This window comes from Thermococcus gorgonarius (genome assembly GCF_002214385.1).
Taxonomy (GTDB): Archaea; Methanobacteriota_B; Thermococci; order Thermococcales; family Thermococcaceae; genus Thermococcus; species Thermococcus gorgonarius.
The window spans coordinates 831847-848539 of the sequence record NZ_CP014855.1; the positions used below are offsets into that span (position 1 = coordinate 831847).

General features: G+C 51.2%; 16 protein-coding genes. 12 read left to right on the top strand and 4 right to left on the bottom strand.

The window, feature by feature from the left end; genetic code table 11:
* The first annotated feature begins 115 nt into the window (after positions 1 to 115).
* The 7 genes from eif2g to A3K92_RS04745 all read left to right on the top strand — a co-directional run bounded on the left by eif2g (position 116) and on the right by A3K92_RS04745 (position 7560).
* Complete coding sequence (gene eif2g / locus A3K92_RS04715; RefSeq protein ID WP_088885163.1) at positions 116 to 1348, top strand: translation initiation factor IF-2 subunit gamma; 1233 nt, start codon at positions 116 to 118, stop codon at positions 1346 to 1348.
* 36 nt (positions 1349 to 1384) lie between these two features.
* Positions 1385 to 1798 carry a PIN domain-containing protein gene (locus A3K92_RS04720; protein WP_088885164.1) on the top strand — a complete coding sequence of 138 codons (414 nt, stop codon included), beginning with the start codon at positions 1385 to 1387 and terminating at the stop codon, positions 1796 to 1798.
* Between the two features lie 144 nt (positions 1799 to 1942).
* Positions 1943 to 2719, top strand: coding sequence for an HD domain-containing protein (locus A3K92_RS04725; protein ID WP_088885165.1), 777 nt, complete (start codon positions 1943 to 1945; stop codon positions 2717 to 2719).
* A gap of 32 nt (positions 2720 to 2751) precedes the next feature.
* A complete protein-coding gene (locus A3K92_RS04730; protein ID WP_088885166.1) occupies positions 2752 to 3399 on the top strand; it encodes a DUF434 domain-containing protein in 648 nt (215 codons plus the stop codon).
* A 148-nt stretch (positions 3400 to 3547) separates the two neighbouring features.
* Positions 3548 to 4609, top strand: coding sequence for a hypothetical protein (locus A3K92_RS04735; RefSeq protein WP_088885167.1), 1062 nt, complete (start codon positions 3548 to 3550; stop codon positions 4607 to 4609).
* Entirely contained in the window at positions 4606 to 5700 is a 1095-nt protein-coding gene (locus tag A3K92_RS04740; RefSeq protein WP_232460923.1) for a hypothetical protein, read from the top strand. The genes A3K92_RS04735 and A3K92_RS04740 overlap by 4 nt, the downstream gene beginning before the upstream one ends.
* A 21-nt stretch (positions 5701 to 5721) precedes the next feature.
* Positions 5722 to 7560, top strand: coding sequence for a hypothetical protein (locus A3K92_RS04745; RefSeq protein WP_088885168.1), 1839 nt, complete (start codon positions 5722 to 5724; stop codon positions 7558 to 7560).
* Here the strand turns inward: A3K92_RS04745 and A3K92_RS04750 are convergent.
* The 3 genes from A3K92_RS04750 to A3K92_RS04760 all read right to left on the bottom strand — a co-directional run bounded on the left by A3K92_RS04750 (position 7557) and on the right by A3K92_RS04760 (position 10138).
* Positions 7557 to 8291: an endonuclease III domain-containing protein gene (locus tag A3K92_RS04750; protein WP_088885169.1), complete on the bottom strand. Its 735-nt coding sequence runs from the start codon at positions 8289 to 8291 to the stop codon at positions 7557 to 7559. The genes A3K92_RS04745 and A3K92_RS04750 overlap by 4 nt on opposite strands.
* On the bottom strand, positions 8260 to 8688 hold the full coding sequence (locus A3K92_RS04755) for a DUF6849 domain-containing protein (protein WP_088885170.1): 429 nt from the start codon (positions 8686 to 8688) through the stop codon (positions 8260 to 8262). Before A3K92_RS04755 ends, A3K92_RS04750 begins: the two co-directional genes overlap by 32 nt.
* A gap of 199 nt (positions 8689 to 8887) precedes the next feature.
* Positions 8888 to 10138: a phosphoglycerate kinase gene (locus A3K92_RS04760; protein WP_088885171.1), complete on the bottom strand. Its 1251-nt coding sequence runs from the start codon at positions 10136 to 10138 to the stop codon at positions 8888 to 8890.
* 130 nt (positions 10139 to 10268) lie between these two features.
* On the opposite strand from A3K92_RS04760, the gene A3K92_RS09590 reads away from it, so the two are divergent.
* From A3K92_RS09590 to A3K92_RS04770, 3 genes are read left to right on the top strand one after another with little or no spacing between them, the layout of a single operon-like run.
* Positions 10269 to 11549 (top strand): restriction endonuclease, encoded by a 1281-nt coding sequence (locus A3K92_RS09590; RefSeq protein ID WP_232460834.1) that lies wholly within the window; start codon positions 10269 to 10271, stop codon positions 11547 to 11549.
* Positions 11550 to 11572: 23 nt separating this feature from the next.
* Positions 11573 to 12412, top strand: a complete 840-nt coding sequence (locus A3K92_RS09595; protein WP_232460835.1) for a hypothetical protein — start codon at positions 11573 to 11575, stop codon at positions 12410 to 12412.
* 48 nt (positions 12413 to 12460) lie between these two features.
* Positions 12461 to 13705, top strand: coding sequence for an HD domain-containing protein (locus tag A3K92_RS04770; protein ID WP_088885172.1), 1245 nt, complete (start codon positions 12461 to 12463; stop codon positions 13703 to 13705).
* Here the strand turns inward: A3K92_RS04770 and A3K92_RS04775 are convergent.
* The gene (locus A3K92_RS04775) at positions 13692 to 14663 is read right to left on the bottom strand and encodes a transcriptional regulator (protein WP_088885173.1); all 972 of its coding nucleotides are present in this window, start codon (positions 14661 to 14663) and stop codon (positions 13692 to 13694) included. The two genes, A3K92_RS04770 and A3K92_RS04775, sit on opposite strands and share 14 nt — an antisense overlap.
* A 44-nt stretch (positions 14664 to 14707) precedes the next feature.
* Between A3K92_RS04775 and A3K92_RS04780 the strand changes: the two genes are divergently transcribed.
* Both A3K92_RS04780 and A3K92_RS04785 read left to right on the top strand, forming a co-directional pair.
* Positions 14708 to 15241 (top strand): GNAT family N-acetyltransferase, encoded by a 534-nt coding sequence (locus A3K92_RS04780; RefSeq protein WP_088885174.1) that lies wholly within the window; start codon positions 14708 to 14710, stop codon positions 15239 to 15241.
* Between the two features lie 3 nt (positions 15242 to 15244).
* Positions 15245 to 16693: a potassium channel family protein gene (locus tag A3K92_RS04785; protein ID WP_088885175.1), complete on the top strand. Its 1449-nt coding sequence runs from the start codon at positions 15245 to 15247 to the stop codon at positions 16691 to 16693.

A 16693-nucleotide genomic window follows, 5' to 3' on the forward strand; every position in this document is an offset into this window, starting at 1 on the left:
TGACGTTCGAGTACGAAGTGACCTGGTGATGTTGCCCTTTTTCTTTTTGTCTCTTCTTCCTGGCATGATAACCTTAATAAACGACCCCGCTTTCTATGGTTAGGGGTGTGAGAAGATGGCAAAGAAGAAGGAGTTTAGGCAGGCCGAGGTTAACATCGGCATGGTCGGTCACGTTGATCACGGCAAAACGACTCTCACAAAGGCTTTAACTGGAATCTGGACTGACACGCACAGCGAAGAGCTGAGGAGAGGAATTACCATCAAGATAGGCTTTGCCGATGCCGAGATAAGGAAGTGCCCGAAGTGCGGCAGGTACTCTACATCACCGATTTGTCCGTACTGCGGTGCTGAGACAGAATTCGAGAGAAGGGTTTCCTTCATAGACGCTCCCGGGCACGAGGCGCTCATGACCACGATGCTTGCCGGCGCTTCCCTTATGGATGGTGCGGTTCTCGTCATAGCGGCCAACGAAGGCGTCATGCCCCAGACGAGGGAGCACCTCATGGCTTTGCAGATAGTTGGCAACAAGAACATAGTCATAGCCCTCAACAAGATCGAGCTCGTGGACAGGGAAAAAGTTCTCCAGCGCTATAACGAGATAAAGGAGTTCGTTAAGGGCACCGTCGCTGAGAACGCTCCCATAATCCCGATTTCAGCCCTTCACGGGGCGAACGTTGATGTACTGCTGGCGGCTATTGAGGAGTTCATACCAACTCCCAAGCGCGATCCAAATAAGCCACCCAAGATGCTCGTCCTGAGGAGCTTCGACGTAAACAAACCGGGAACCCCTCCCGAGAAGCTCGTTGGGGGCGTAATCGGTGGTTCTATCGTTCAGGGCAAGCTTAAAGTGGGCGACGAGATAGAGATCAGACCCGGCGTCCCCTACGAGGAGCACGGAAGGATAAAGTACGAACCGATAACGACCGAAATAGTATCGCTCCAGGCGGGTGGACGGTTCGTTGAAGAGGCTTACCCGGGTGGCCTCGTCGGAGTTGGGACCAAGCTCGACCCGTTCCTGACCAAGGGAGACCTCATGGCGGGAAACGTCGTCGGGAAGCCGGGCAAACTTCCACCGGTATGGGAGGACCTAACTCTGGAAGTTCACCTTCTTGAAAGGGTCGTCGGAACTGCGGAGGAACTCAAGGTCGAGCCGATAAAGCGGAAGGAGGTTCTCCTACTGAACGTTGGAACCGCCAGAACGATGGGTCTCGTCACTGGCCTCGGAAAGGACACGGTCGAGCTGAAGCTCCAGATACCGGTCTGTGCCGAGGTAGGAGACCGCGTTGCTATAAGCAGGCAGGTTGGCTCAAGGTGGAGGCTTATAGGATACGGCTTCATCAGGGAGTAGCCTTTTTGTTTCTCCTTCTTCGTTTTGGTGGTTTAAATGGGGAGGAAAGAGTGGATCGTTGTTCCCGACACCAACTTTCTCCTCGTTCCGGGACAGTTCGGCGTCGATATCATAGGGGAGCTCAATAGGATACTCGACGTGAAGTTCAAGATCGTTGTCCCAAACGTCGTCCTCCAGGAGCTGGAGGTTATAGAGAGGAAATCGAGGGGGAAAGACCTTCTGGCCGTAAGAATGGCGAAGAAGCTGGCCGAGCGCTTCGAGAAGGTTGATATTGGGGAGTTCGGGAAGAAACCTATAGATGACCAGATTTTCGACTTCGCCGTGAAAAACGAACGCGTCATAGTCTGCACCAACGACAAGGGACTGAAGAAGAGACTTAGGGAGAAAGGTATCCCTGTCGTTTATCTCCGCTCTAAGAAGATCCTTGAGCTTGAGGGGATGCTGGACTGATCCCCCCGTTCTAAAGGCAGAGTTTTTAGAGAGGAGGATAAAAGTTTTTGATGCGTCAAAAAGGCCCTCTAAAGGTCGGTTCTTTTTATCGTTTCAGTTCAAAACCCTTAAATTCTCCCCGCCGTTTGTCCCCTGGGTGAGAGAATGTACACGGAAGAGGAACTGCTTGAGGAAATAAAGGAACTCATGGAGGACGAAGAGCTTTTCAAAATGTACGAGCGAACGTTCAGGGAGTACCACTACTACTTCGACACCACCAACTACATAGTCCTCAACGTTTACAACTTCAACGACCACGGGCCGATACACGTCCTCCTGACGACGAGAAGGGCTCTGGAACTGCTCAGGATCATTAAAAAGTTCGGCATGCAGACCACCGCCGAAAAGCTCGGAAAGCCCCTCCGCTGGAGCAAGTTCATCGTCGCCTTCGGCGCGCTCTTCCACGACATCGGCAACATGATACACAGAACGCCCCACTACCAGTTCAGCGTCTTCCTGGCCGAGCCCATCGTGGATAAGCTTGTGAAGGAGTTCGAGAAGGAAGACCCGCTCCTGCTGAAGGCCCTCACGCTCAACGCCATCTACACCCACGATGAACATGTCCAGTGCACCACTATCGAGGGCTCTTTGGTTACCATAGCGGACGGCTGCGACATGGAGGAGGGACGGAGCAGGCTGGTTCACGGAAAGGACGTCGTTGACATCCACGCCGTTTCGGCGCTGGCTATCAAGAGAGTGGAGATAAAGGAGGGCGACGAGGAGCAGCCAATACTGATCGAAATATGGATGAAACACCCCGCCGGGATATTCCAAGTGGACGAGATCCTGACGAAGAAGGTCAAGAGCTCGCTCCTCAGCGGAAAGGTCAGGCTGAGGATACACACGGGCACTGGCGAGGAGGTAGTGGAAAAGGTGGTCTAAACCCTTTTAACTGGTTCTTCCCACTCTCTTCCATGTCCCTTCACGAGGCATATCAGGACCTCAAGTACCTCCTCAACAGAGGTTACAGGAAAAAAAGCGCCCTGAAGTTCGTCGCCGACCACTACCGTCTGACCCTTGAGGAGAGGCATCTCCTCGCTAGGTGCGTTTTTTCTGACTCCTGGATTGAAGAGGTCAGGAGAAAGCTTCTAAAACCTGAAGAGCTCGCCGGCATAACCCTCGCCATAGACGGCTTCAACGTCCTGATAACCATGGAATCTATTCTGGAAGGGAGGGCGATACTCTGTGAGGACGGCCTGGTTAGAGACCTGAAGTATCAGGGAAGGTATAAGCTCAACGAGAACACGGAGAGACTTCTTAGGGAGACCGTGAGGGAGCTGGGAGAACTCGGAGTAGGTAAAGCGGTCTTCTTCTACGGGAGGAACGTCCCGAAGAGCGGGGTTGTAAAGGCGCTGACTGAGAAATCCCTTGAGGAATTCGGAGTCCCAGGCGAAGTTTACCTAGTGAAGAGCCCCGACTTCGAGCTGAAGAGGTTTGAAGCCGTCGCAACAGCAGATGTGGGGATAATCTCCAAAGTCAGCCATGTTTTTGACCTTCCGGGACACTTTGCCAGGATGTTTCAAAAAACCGTTGAGTCGTTTTTTGACGTTGTCCGCCGTTAGGCCGTTAAAGTACTCCCTAATTTTTTAGAAAATCTCGAAATACAGCAACATAGTCTAGCTCACTAGAAAGCCTTTAATATTATGAGAGCGAAAGGTATTGTTGAAGTATTACCCGCTTTACTTTTCTGCGGGTCTTGGAGGGGAACATATGAAAAAACTTGCCAAATACATTATTGTTGTGCTTTTCATTGGGATAGTCCTGAGCAGTGGCTGTACCGGCGGTGGAACCAAGGAAACCAGCAGCTCAAAGAGCTCGAATTCTCAATCAACGACATCGGCATCCCACGGGACTTCCACGACGACTCAGACAACCTTAACGCAGACAGCTGCCTACTGGACAAGCCCGTGGGAATACTCGCCGGTTAAGGTTGGCAGTGAAGTTTACAACGTCACATACTACAAGGTCCACTACAAAGTCCAGCCCAACCAGAGCTCCCCGGTGTATGAGTACGTTGTGGAAAAGCGCGTGGATAAAACTAAGGTTCACGTTTACGGCAGGAGCCTCACCGGGAACACAGTCGATCTCGGTGAACACGATGTTTACCAGTACGAGACCATCGTGACGCCAGTAAAGGCCGCGAACCTAAATGGAAAGCTCACGCTCAAAGTCTGGTACAAAAACAGCGTTGGGGAGGCCTTCGTTTACCCGTGGGATATAGTCTGGGCCAGCTACTTCAGCCCCTATGGTTCCATGGGGGCAAACGAATTCGTTGGTCTGGAGATGGAGTACGGTGGAAAATCTTTTACAATGACAAACGGCGCCGCTTTCAAGAATGGAGTGCTCCCGTACTTTGAGGGAGACACAGAGTGGATGAGCGAAATCAACACGGATCTTACGAACCTTTACATGGGCTGGTTTGCGGTTATTCACGTGACTGTCTGGAATGAGTTCAGGGCGAAGAACGTCTTTCAGCCTCTAAGCGGTTCTCTCTCGGACGGTCAGGGCCACACAATAAGCTGGAGCTCGGAACCGGATGGGACGGCTGAGTTTTCTGGAGTTAAGTTCGCTCTCATTAAGTTCCAGTGGAGCTACAGCGGTGCCCCTGAGGGGACTTCAATAGACGGGCACGGGAAGTTCTCGCCCTACGTTTTCATGCCCTTCGAGGTTGAGGGCCACTTTACGTACATGGATTCCAAAACCGGGGAGAGCACCACAATCTATGGGTACATGGAGATAGAAGATCTGAAGCTGAATGAGGTGAGTCCATGAAGCGTTTCCTTTTGCTCCCTCTTCTTTTCTTTATAGTGATTTCTGCGGCCTGCATCGGCTTTCGAGCCCCAACGGTAACCACTTCATCCTCCAGCCCGAATTACACAACGACTATTTCCCCCACTCCAGAAACCCGGAACATGACGCTCGTGTGGCATCTTGACAAACACGGCGAACCATTTATGGATCTTACCCCAGACGGAAGCCTCGCAGCCGTGGTGGATTGGGAAAGAGCTATTGTATATCTAGTTAAGCCCAACGGCACTGATAGATCCTTTGAAGTGGAAGAAGGGGCTGTAATTAGTGGCATTGCCATAAAAAATGAGACCGTCTACGTTCTTGGCAGCTACAAAGATTATTCCGGGGTCAAAAAGTACTCGTGGTGGGGTCCGGTCGGCGTGGAAAAACACGGCTGGGCGGGTAGCGTAGCCGACAGCATCGCCCGCTCGCCGAGCGGAAACCACCTCTGTTACCTCGTGACAACCGGAGCAACAACCCAGGAACTCTACTGCGATGGAAAGAAAATGGAACTCAATCCAAACGATTATGACCTTAATTCGGTCTCGGATTCTGGCGTCGTTGTCCTAGCGAGGGCTGACAAAGCCTTTGTTTTCAAAGAAGGCTTAGAGATGCTCAGCTTCAACACCAGCAACGTCATAGCCTACCGTGACAGGCTCCTCTCGAGCGAGGGCGAGAAGCTCAGGGTTTACTCGCTCAACGGTGATGTCCTGGCAAAGAGGGAGGGCTACACGTTCAGGATGACGACGCTGATGCGCTGGACCCTCATTCCAACGGGGAAATACATCTTCAGGTACGAGCCGCTTGAGGACACCTCCGTCCTCACGTGGAACCTCACGGAACTCAGAACACTCCCGGGATTCCCATATTTCGCCAACGAGAACTTCGTGGTTACGGCCAAAGACGGGCTGATTCACTGCTACTCCCTTGAGGACTTCCACGAGGTCTTCAGCATGAAGGTTCCGGGGGACTCGCTTGGCTACGTGAAACTGAGCAACGACGGGAGGGTTCTCATTCTCTCAGATGAGTTTGGCGGTTTTTGGCTTTATAAGGCCGCTGATTCGCGCGGTTGAACATGATGGGAGGTTTGCTGTATGGGAAAACGTAACCTAGCACTGCTGCTGGTTGCCGTCCTCCTTTTTGGAGTTATTTCCAGCGGATGTCTCGGAGGAGGTGGAAACGAAAGTAGTCCCTCCGAAACGTACTCCGAATCAAGCGGTAGCTCGGGGAGCACGTCCGGGGGAACTTCCGGAGAAGAGACAGTCTCGACGACATGGGAGAGCCCCTGGGACGCCTACAACCCGGTTACGGTTGACGGAAAGGATTACTACATAACCCAGGTTAAATACACGTTCACCATAAAGACGGGAGAGGGAGAGCACACCTACGAAGTGGAGAAGAAGAGGGGCTACATCAAGGCGCACGTCTACTCTGAGGAGAACGGGGAGAAAAAAGACCTCGGCGAGTTCAACCTCTTCACTTACTATGGAAAAATTACCCCCATCAACGACCCGAACGTCACCGAGCCCTTTGAGTACGTCGTCATGGTCAAGGAGAGAACCAAAGACACCGACCAGTACTTCCTCAACCCACTGCCTGATTTCGGTGCCCTAAGCACAGGGGGTAGCGTGGTTGCGGAGGCCAAGAGCGGGGACAGCTACTTCTACTGGAGCAACCCCGCCGCGGTTGGGCAGTACTCAGAGCTTCCCCATACTGCGGGCGACATAGAGTCCGTCTTCGAAAACATAGGGGGGTACATCACACAGGCATGGATGGCACTGATAAGCTCTGGAGCTTGGAGCGGTCTGGAAGGGCACGATCTGATGAAGGAAGATGAGTACACCTTCTCCTTCATGGGGATGGGCTACCACTACAAGATTTCCCCCGACGGAAGCGTAACCCTGGACGGCAAGTCCTTCAGGGTCAGCAACGTCGAGTGGAGCTATTCCCTGGGTGGAGTGAGCATGCAGGGGAGGGCGACGATAGCGCCTTCTCTACCAGTGCCGATAGAAACAGAGGGGAATTTCGTAGACCTGAGCTCGGGAACCAAGGTTTACTCGAAGCTCAAGATCGAGGACATAAAGCTTGAGAGGGAGTTCGGCGGAATAGAAGTCAGCATAGAGGAGCCAACGTCTCCAGGTGAAGGGGCGGAAACGGGGACGGAAACCGAGACCAACACCCAGACGGAAACTCCGTCCGAGAGCTCCGAGAACTGGAAGCTCGCCTGGGACACCTCGGAGCCGATAGAGATTGGGGGCACCGCCTACGTGGTTAAGGGCATCACCTACGACATCACGTATAAAACATCCGGGGGGGAGGTCCACTACACGATGGAGAGCGGCTATACAAAGACAGATGACGGCTACAAGGTCTACGCGATAGTTAACATGGACGACGGCTCTACCTACAAGTTCGAAGTCATTTCAAGCGGGCTTGAGGAATACACGGGATGGGTTCTTTGGGTGCCCTCAGCCTTCCAGCTCACCGAGAGCGGTTCACCTGAAAAGGTCGTCATAACAGGGTCTTCCTGCGAATATTCCTACGATGAGAACACAGGGGAGATGAGCGGAGACCCGAACTGCGGTGCCGAGATAAGAGAAAGCCCCTTCGACCAGCTCTGGGACGTTTACAACGGCTTCGCGGGCGGGATCTATGGGGACGTCGTGACAGTTGAAGACCTTTCATCAAACGGGAACGGATACACGGTCTCGCCGGACGGTACGGTCAGCTTGGCCGGGATGGACTTCAAGCTCTACAACGTCAGCTGGAGCGGGAGCTTCATGGGCGCCCTTCCGGCCAACGGGTACACCCTCGTCGCCAGAGAGCTTCCCTTCCCGGTCGAGATAGTTGCCTCGATAAACGGCATTGGTAGCGGCCCACTCTACCTCCACACGAAGATAACGGACATCAAAATGGAAGAGGTCCAGGGTTAGCCTTTTCTTCTCCCGTTTCCCTTTATGTCGTCGTCCGTTACAAGGCCCTTGGCATAGGGACACAGCTCTCTCAGCGGGCATTCGTCGCATTTTGGCCTTATCGGCCTGCAGATGCTCCTGCCGTGGTCAACCATCGCGTGGTTGACGTATATCCACTTCTCCTTGGGAATGAGCCTCACCAAGTACTCCTCAACCTTCTCGGGGGCAACCCTGGGAGGAGCTAGGCCGAGGCGCTTGCTTATTCTGTTAACGTGGGTATCAACTGGTATAGCCTGTTTCCCAAAGCCGTACGCTAGGACTATGTTGGCGCACTTTCTCCCTATTCCAGGGAGCTTCATCAACTCGTTTATATCATCCGGAACCTTCCCGCCGTACTTCTCCAAGATTATCTGGGAGGCCTTAACGATCCACTCGCCCTTCGTCTTCCACAACCCAACTCCCTGCTTTCTCAGGAACTCCTGCATCTCCTCGATTGGAGTTGCCGCTATCGTCTCAATGTCCCTATAGCGCTTGAAAAGCTCCTCCCAGACGCGGTAGGTTACTTCATCCCTCATGCGCTGGGAGATGATGCAGTGGATTAGAGTCCTGTAGGGGTCACCTATGAGGAGCTTCTCCCGGGGATAGGTTTTAATGAGCAGGTCAACAATTTTTTCGGCCCTTTTCTTCTTTTCTTCCCAGCTTTCCCGGAAAGTAAATCCCTCAAGGCTCAATGATTGTGATTTTGTCACCATGAACTACCACCACCTTTCCTTCGGCTACCCTAACCTTCTTCAGATTCTCGAACTCTCTGCTATAAACTTTTTGTCCTTTCCAGTTCAATATTCGAACCTCGCTCCCAAGAACGATCACAATGCCGCCCTTAAATGGAATCGCATCTTGAATATCAAATCCAAAATCCAGCGTTATCTCACTCACTTCCCCCGTCGAGACTTCGATTCTAGTAGAGCTGTCAACTTTTAACGGGGATGGTTCGGCCAGGAGAACCTTGAACTGGAGTGGTTTTCCAAGCAGGTCAACCTCCACGGTTTCGCCGGTTCTGAGTTCTCTCTTTATCAGCTTTGACCTGAGTATTTCCTCGAAGCCGGCTGGGAGCTCGACATTAAAGAGGGGCTTCAACACAACCCTCACTGCTATCACCACCTTCTCATAACGGCAGGAAGCTTTCAACTTTCCGGAGACCTTGCTTAAATCGACATGTTGAGGATACACTGACGAGAGTCATGGGAAGACCTCAATATAGGGTGTGAAGTTAGTTCTCCTGGTGGAGGTAGGGATTAACAGGGAAAATGGAGGAATAAGCCGGAAAACTAGTAATCTAGAAGGGATTTCACAAATTCCGGTCTTTTCGCTTGATCTTTTCCCTGAACTTCTCGTAGCTTATTCTCAACGCTTCCAGAACCGGGAGTTTTTCTCCCGCAAAGAAACTAAGCATCGCACCTCCTCCAGTCGAGATATGACTTATTCCCTTTATTCCGTACTTTTGAATGCTGGTTATGCTGTGGCCGCCCCCCACAACACTGAAGGCCTTGCTCTCCCCAATGGAGCGGAAAACTCCGACGGTTCCCACGGCAAATTCCTCCCTCTCAAACACTCCCATTGGTCCGTTGGCCACTATCGTTCCTGCGTTAAGCAGTATCTCCCTGTACTTCTCAACGGTTCTAGAGCCAATATCCATGATCGGATAGCTATCAAACAATCTCTTCTCCTCGCTTAGCAGGTCGATTTCAAGTCTTCCCCCCCTGTAGTCAATTGCAAAATCGACGGGGGTTCTTATCAGGGGGTAGAATTCATCGAGTATTCTTTCGGCCCAATCGACGAGTTCGAGAAGGCCCTTCTTTGTCAGGAATTCAATGTTCGCGTTGCCGAGATTGAAGCCCTTGGCCAAAGTGAAGACCTGGCTTACAAGCCCGCCGGTCAAAATAAGGTCGGCCCTTCCACTTCTGAGGACGTTTTCCGCAACCTTAAGCGAATCATCAACCTTGGCCCCACCAAGGACGTACACCCTCGGCCTTTCTCCCCTTTCGTAGGCCTTCTCAAGGGCCGTTACCTCCCTTTCCATCAAAAGCCCCATGGCCATTGGTTTTAGGCGGGCAAAGCCCACCAGAGAGGGCTGACTCCTATGGGCGGAGGCGAAGGCATCGTTTACAACATTGTCAATCAGTGGGGACAATTTTCTCACAAAGAACGTTTTCTCGCACTCCTCGAGCGGCTTGTAGAAGACCTCCTCCGCAGCGAACCGGAGGTTTTCCAGCATAAGAACTTCTCCAGCCTTCAGTGAGCGTATACGTTCGCGGGCGTATCTCCCAAAGATGTCCTCAACGTATTCCACTTCTTGTCCCAGCAGCTTGCCCAGTATTTCGGCGTGCTCCTCCGTCGTCGTGTAGTCTCCGTTATAAGGCCTGCTCTGGTGTGTGGCTATGACCAGCCTTGCTCCCTCATTCAGGAGGTATTTAATCGTCGGAATGACTGCACGGAAGCGGGCATCACTGGTTATCTTCCCATCTTCGATTGGTGAGTTCAGATCAACCCTCAGAAACACGGTCTTTTCCTCGTAAAAAAGATCATCGACCCTGAACATCTTGCCCACCGATGTAACTTTATCAACATTCAATGAACTTGTATATGTTAAAAAGTATTCTGAACACCGAGGGTGATAACAGGCTGAATGGAAAGGGATTTATAATATTGTGCGGATGTATCATTGTGTGATGAGGACAATGTCATGGAGCGCGGATCTTATCATGAGACTTCCAAAAGACCTCCTTCTGGATTCCATTTCGGAGCTTCTGTGGAGAATGGGGTTTAAGAACTACGAGAAGGTCTCAAATGAAAGAAAGTGGGGCGCTGACATAGTGGCCATCAGGGAAGATCCAATAGCGGGAACAGAAAAGCTCATCCTTTTAGTGCATGATAGGGGACTCGCAAGCTCAAAAGATGCCAACTTTTTCGCTCAGAACGTCGACAGACACAAGGCCCACAAGGGAGTCCTTGTTTCGCCCGCAGGGTTCACAAAGGACGCCAAGCTCTTGATGTCGCGGGACTACCTTGGCAGGATCATACCCTGGGATGGGGAAAAGCTCGCATCCCTGCTGAACAACTACGGTGTTAAAGTCCCGGAAGGGGCCGAAAAGTTTTTTACTCCGGAGAAGGAAGAGAAGGAGGTAAAACTGGAGGAATTCGAACTTGATGCACCCCTCCTCTACGATTTCTCACATGCAGAACTCATGAAGAGAGTTTCAGAGCATCTGACCAGGAATTACCCAGTTTCACCAAATGAGATAGAACTCGTTTCCCTTTCACTGGAACTTTCTACCGCTTACATTGTCTCTTGGGAACTCACGGGGACAGAAAAGGAGGGTGGAAAAGCCATAATCTTCTCAAAGGATGATGTCGTGCTGAACGCCGAGGAAGACAGAGAACTTTCCACACCGCTGAAAAAAGCTCTTCTCGATGAGAGAGCAGTAATACGGGCCACCGAGAGACGGATACAGAATCCGGTAAGTCCCGGCGAAGTTGCTCTGATCCTGAAAAGCCTCGTGGCTGAAAAGAAGGGGGTCTCAGAAAATCATGTGTCAATAATAGACAGAAGAAAGGTTTATCTGCCAGTAATGGCTCTTATGGAGCTTAAGATGGGAGAAAACAGGGGAGAGGCCAGGGTGAACCTCAGAACCGGTGAAATAGACGTTTCACTAGAACCGCTCCCCGAGGGATACTTTTTGAAAAAGGCAAGGAGTATCGTTGAGAAAGAAACCGGAGAAAAGCCTGAGGAAATCAACGTCAAGAGCGGCGAGAGAAAACTTAAAGTCCTGGGCAAGACGAGACGCTTTTCATTTGAGGTTGTTTTCAATCCCTATACCGGGAAGCTGGTTGGACTTGAAACTTTAATGAGCGACGAGGCCTTGGAAGAGCTTCTAAAGTCCCTCTATCCATCTGGGGAGGTACTGTCCCTCGAAAAACAAGAAAAGAAGCCGTTGCAGATCTGCTCGTAGACGAAGGAATAGTGGTCGTTGGGGTGGATCTGAAGAACGGGGAGGCAAGGGAAGTCAGGAGCCTTCCATCACCCACTGAAGCTTTTGAAAAGGCCAAGAAGTTTGTTAAGGGCAACTTTCCGGTTTCACGGCTTGAACCCAAGGAATACAGGGTTATCGAGCACAAATACCTGGAGGTAACCCTTGCGGGAGAATCAGGGGTTGCGAAGGTTAAAATAGACGGTGCGACCGGGGATGTTCTTGACTACTACGTTGAGGTATCCCCCGAGAGAGCCGGATGGCTCGTTCTTGAGAGGTATCCCGGCTACACTCTAAAGAACATCTCCGAGGAAAACGACAACTACGTTGTGGAAATAGAGGACCACTCGAAGGAAATCAAGGTACTTCTCAGCAAGGACGGCAAGATGCTGAAGGAAAAGGACAGGGTTCTGAAGAGAGAACTGGCCGAGAAAATAGCGGAGGAAGAAGCCAAAAAAATCGATCCAGAGGCCAAGGTTGAATCCCTCGTGCTCTCCGATAATTGGACAGCAGAGTTCACCGGAGTGACGAAGGTTGGAACGCTGACCCTCGATAGGGGCACTGGAGGGCTTTTAAAGGTAGAGGCCAGGTTCACGGAGAGAGCCCTCGAGGATCTGTACCACAGGCACGTCCAGGAGAAGTACGGCGAGGATAACCTGAACACGGAGAGAATAACGCACTACAAGGACAAGGGTTACATGAACATAAAAGTATCTGGCAGTGAGTACATCTACTATGCGAGACTGGACACAAAAACCGGAGAAATCTTAGAAGAGGATAGAGTGCCCAAGAAAGGATTGACGGCCAAGATAAGGCAGATGCAGCTTGAGGGGAAGTACAAATGACCGAAAATAAATTAAATAACCCTCCTAAGCTTTTTTCAGGTGAGAGGAATGGGAGGAAAAATAATCCATGACGGGATTCACGGGAGTATGAAGATCTCAGGCGTTATCCTTGATCTCGTTAAAACGCCTGAGTTCCAAAGGCTGAGAAACATAAAACAGCTCGGCCTTGCCTATCTGGTTTACCCCGGGGCAAACCATACCCGTTTCGAGCACTCGCTCGGAGCCTGGAACGTTGCCAGAAGGCTAAGCGATGAACTAAACCTGGAGAAGGACGAAGGGCTGATCCTTGAAATAGCCGCGCTCCTCCACGACATCGGGCACGGGCCATTCAGCCACACCTTCGAGAGCATCTACAAGCACTACGTAAAGGAGCACGACCACATGCGCCTGGGCCAAGACATAATCCTTGGCAAAATCGACATAACCGATGGGAATGGCGGCGGAAAGATACCCGAGATCCTCGAAGAAAACGGGATTTCGCCGGAAGAGGTTTCCAACCTCATATTCGGAAAACACCCGAAGAAATACCTCGGCCAGGCCCTCCATGGCGACGTCGATGTCGACCAGATAGACTACCTCATCCGCGATGCCCACTACACCGGTGTTGCCCACGGGATAATTGACCTGGAGAGACTCCTTAAGGTTCTGACGATTCATAACGGTGAACTGGTGGTTGAGGAGAAAGGCGTTGAGGCCGTCGAGGGCATGATGGTGGCGCGCTCGCTTATGTATTCCCGCGTCTACTTCCACCACACTGTGAAGATAGCCGAGGGGATGCTTACCAGGGCTCTGGAGTTTGCCCTTGAAGAGGGCCACCTCTGGGACTTCTGGAAGATGATAGACTGCAGAGTCCTGGTAGAGCTGGAGGATCTCGAAGGATTTCCTTCAGAGATTGTAAAGAGGATAAAATACCGCGATCTCTACAAAGCGGCCGTTCTTGAGAGCGCAGATTCGCTTAATCAGGAAGAAAAGAGAACCCTACTATCCGCATACAGGGACGTTAAGAAGCGCCAGGAGATTGAGAGGGCCCTGGCAGATGCGGTTGGGGCGAAAGAGGGAGAGGTTATCCTTGAGTTCAGTGTAGCCGACCTGATGTTGAGCGAACCAAGGCTTAAGGCGACTGAAATAGGGGTTCTCCTTGAGAACGGCGATGTTCAGCCGCTGACGAAGGTTACCCCTCTGGCCAACGCCCTCAAGAGGCGCCAGACACCAAGGTGGGCGGTTATGATAGCATCGCCTGCCAAGTACGTCAGCGACCTGAAAAGGGTTTGGAAGAAGGTTATCTTCGGCTGAAATCCTTGGCAACCGCCTGCTTCAGGCTTTTTTTCAGTTCTTCAATCATGCTTATCAGCTCATCGACATCCCTGACTGTGTTTAGACTCTCCTTGGGTATCAGCGGCACTTCGGAGACAACCTCCGTTTTGGTTCGCTCCAGAACGAAGAAACTTTCGCTGTCTATCACCCTGCCGACCTCTGCCACCATCTCTGCCCTCCTCACAGTGGACTTGGTCTTTCTCTCGTCTATCCCGGTCAGAATCGTAAACTCGTCCTCCTTAGAAAGCGCGTTGAAGGGGGCCCGCTTTATCTTGACGACCCCCATGCCAAGCTTCTCTAGCTTTTCAAATATTTCCTTTTCAAGCGGTGTTTCAGGTTCAGAGGAGAGATCTGCCTCCACCCTGGCCCGTAGTATGTCTATAGGCTCTGCTATCGCCTCGTCGAAAATTTCCTCCATCCTGATGGCAACGTCGAGGGAAACGGCCTGCTCCCCTCTCTCATAGTTCTGAAGGCTTTTTCTCGAAACTCCGAGAAGTTGGGCGAGTTCGTTTATGGAATACCCATGCTTCTCCCTTAAAGCCCTCAAAAGCTCCCCATTGATCCTAACGTAAAACCCGCCTCTCTCAGCGAAGACTACTGGCAGTTCTCCCTCAAGGAGAACCTGGTAGAGAGTTTCGGGCCTGAGGGCGTTTATCCCAAACCTTTCGTAAACAACTCCCTCTTCAAGTTCCCCGCCCTTCGTTCTAAGGCCCACTATTAAAGGAGATGCCCCAAAGACTTTAGAAAGTCTCTTCAAGTCGTTGGCCTGCTCCTCACTAACGGTATCAATGTTTCCCACAACCTTTACGAAGAGGAGAAAGAACAACCTACTCGCAACTACGTCAAAGCAACCCCCTCTAAGCTCGATGCGGGCGGTCTTAAAGCCGGCCGCACGGAATATTGCCGAGACCGTCCTGATGAGTTTCTCCCTTTCCATCAAAGTTAAATAGGTGTGCGTGCTTTTAAACTTACGGTGAGGCAATGAGACCTATAGTCATGAGGGGCCATAAAGTGTCACTTGGAGTTCTTCTTCGGGACGATTTGCCCACCCTGTGGAGGTGGTACAACGACAGAAACGTTAGGCGGTATCTCTCAAAGCCCCACGAGGTCTTCTTCTATGAAAACGAACTGGAATGGTACGAGACCATTAGACGAAACAAGGATAAAGAAAAGGTTTTCGCAATCATAAAAAGCGGTGAGAAGAGACTGGTTGGAATAATCGGCCTTCACGGGATAGACTTCATGAACAGAAACGCGGAGGTCGGCTATATCCTTGGTCCCGAATACTGGGGGAGGGGTTATGCAAGCGAGGCGGTTAAGTTGATCCTAGAGTACGCGTTCAACTGGCTCAACCTCATTAAAGTCTACGCGAGGGTTTTCGAGCCCAACGTGGCTTCGATAAGAGTACTGGAAAAGAACGGCTTTAAGCTCGCGGGGAGGTTAAGTAAACATCAGTTCATCCCGGAGGAGGGCTTTGTGGACGTTCTGATATATGAAAAGCTCTCGGGGGATTAACCCATGTGTGAATACACCTATGAAAACGGAAAAAAGTGCAGGCTGAAACCCCTTGAAGGTTCTAAGTTCTGCCCGCTCCACATCCCCCGGGAGGAAGGCGAGACCCTCTACGGCGAAAAGATAAGGGAGATAAAAGAAAAGGCATTCGAGAAGAGGTTGAAGGTTGGGCAGTCCTATTTTGAGGGGGTTGACCTCTACGATGTAAAGATAACAGGCTACACCAGTGAGAAGGTGCTGGTTTTCAAGAACTCCAAGATAACAAACCTAATCCTGGATGGCTCGTCTGTTAAAGGGCTTATCCTAATAAACTCAAAGCTGGAGAGGGTTGTCACGTTTGAATCGTCGGTCGAGACCATATTTATCAAAGGATCGTCTATCTTTGGCCTGAACATTTTGAGGACCGAGTTCTCGGGACATATTACGGTCAGAGACTCGGAAGTAAGGTACCTGATGATAAACTCGACCCAGTACAGAAAAAGCGATAAGGAAAGCGAGGAGAAAGCCTACAGCGAGACAGAGAAAGTGATAGGAAACATTGAACTATCCGGATTAACTGGTGTTAGAAAAATAGGGATAAACACCAAATATCCGCTCTTAAGGGATATCCTTAAGGAACACGGTATAGACGTTTCCGAGAGGAAGGAAAAATCTGTCCGTGCCGAGACCCTTATTATAAAGGACATCAGCTTCGATATCTCCCCGAGGTATAAGAGGAGAGTTAGATTGACTGTGGCGGATTTCTACGGTCGCCTCCATCTTGAGAACCTCGAAGTTTTCGGACACATTGAAATAAGGAGGAGCAGACTTTTCTCACCGGAGTTTATCCACGTCCGAATCGAGAGCAACCTGATAATCAAAAAGAGCTTTATTGTAACGGACAGCACGTGGAGCATCACCGTACTGCCAAACCTGCCCATAGAACTGGAGGTCAAGGGCTTTATAATAGTCGACGAATGCCAGTTCAATAATCCTCAAGCTGAAAAACTCTTCTACCGCCTGGCAAGAACCAGCTGGGAGAAAGGTGGGGACAGGGAAATCGCTGATAGATACTACTACCTCGAGATGCTGGCGGAAAGAAAGACGAAGCTCAAATCAAGAAGGAAAGGCTTGAAAAAGCTCCTTAACTGGATGGAAGTAGGTTTTGAGTGGCTCTTTGCGGATTTAACCTGTAAGTACGGAACCGATTGGAAGAGGCCAATACTCCTATGGCTCGCGGCCGTCAACGTCTTCTTCCCCATCCTCTTCCTCCTCACGGCCAGCGTTGAGGGCATTTCGGGTCAGCTGGGCTTTCTCGACTACGAGTACTTCAGCATCGTAACCGCCACCACACTCGGCTACGGTGACTACCACCCAATAGGTGTGGGGAGGGCTATAGCATCGGTCGAGGCGCTCTTCGGAATGTTCATGTGGGCGGTCTTCCTGACGGTGTTTGCGAGGAAGTACATGAGGTGA

Excerpts from the sequence above, each read along its gene's own strand:
- eif2g (WP_088885163.1), top strand. The coding sequence starts at position 116 with ATGGCAAAGAAGAAGGAGTTTAGGCAGGCCGAGGTTAACATCGGCATG.
- A3K92_RS04720 (WP_088885164.1), top strand. The coding sequence starts at position 1,385 with ATGGGGAGGAAAGAGTGGATCGTTGTTCCCGACACCAACTTTCTCCTC.
- A3K92_RS04725 (WP_088885165.1), top strand. The coding sequence starts at position 1,943 with ATGTACACGGAAGAGGAACTGCTTGAGGAAATAAAGGAACTCATGGAG.
- A3K92_RS04730 (WP_088885166.1), top strand. The coding sequence starts at position 2,752 with ATGTCCCTTCACGAGGCATATCAGGACCTCAAGTACCTCCTCAACAGA.
- A3K92_RS04735 (WP_088885167.1), top strand. The coding sequence starts at position 3,548 with ATGAAAAAACTTGCCAAATACATTATTGTTGTGCTTTTCATTGGGATA.
- A3K92_RS04740 (WP_232460923.1), top strand. The coding sequence starts at position 4,606 with ATGAAGCGTTTCCTTTTGCTCCCTCTTCTTTTCTTTATAGTGATTTCT.
- A3K92_RS04745 (WP_088885168.1), top strand. The coding sequence starts at position 5,722 with ATGGGAAAACGTAACCTAGCACTGCTGCTGGTTGCCGTCCTCCTTTTT.
- A3K92_RS04750 (WP_088885169.1), bottom strand. The coding sequence starts at position 8,291 with ATGGTGACAAAATCACAATCATTGAGCCTTGAGGGATTTACTTTCCGG.
- A3K92_RS04760 (WP_088885171.1), bottom strand. The coding sequence starts at position 10,138 with ATGTTCAGGGTCGATGATCTTTTTTACGAGGAAAAGACCGTGTTTCTG.
- A3K92_RS09590 (WP_232460834.1), top strand. The coding sequence starts at position 10,269 with ATGAGGACAATGTCATGGAGCGCGGATCTTATCATGAGACTTCCAAAA.
- A3K92_RS04770 (WP_088885172.1), top strand. The coding sequence starts at position 12,461 with ATGGGAGGAAAAATAATCCATGACGGGATTCACGGGAGTATGAAGATC.
- A3K92_RS04775 (WP_088885173.1), bottom strand. The coding sequence starts at position 14,663 with ATGGAAAGGGAGAAACTCATCAGGACGGTCTCGGCAATATTCCGTGCG.
- A3K92_RS04780 (WP_088885174.1), top strand. The coding sequence starts at position 14,708 with ATGAGACCTATAGTCATGAGGGGCCATAAAGTGTCACTTGGAGTTCTT.
- A3K92_RS04785 (WP_088885175.1), top strand. The coding sequence starts at position 15,245 with ATGTGTGAATACACCTATGAAAACGGAAAAAAGTGCAGGCTGAAACCC.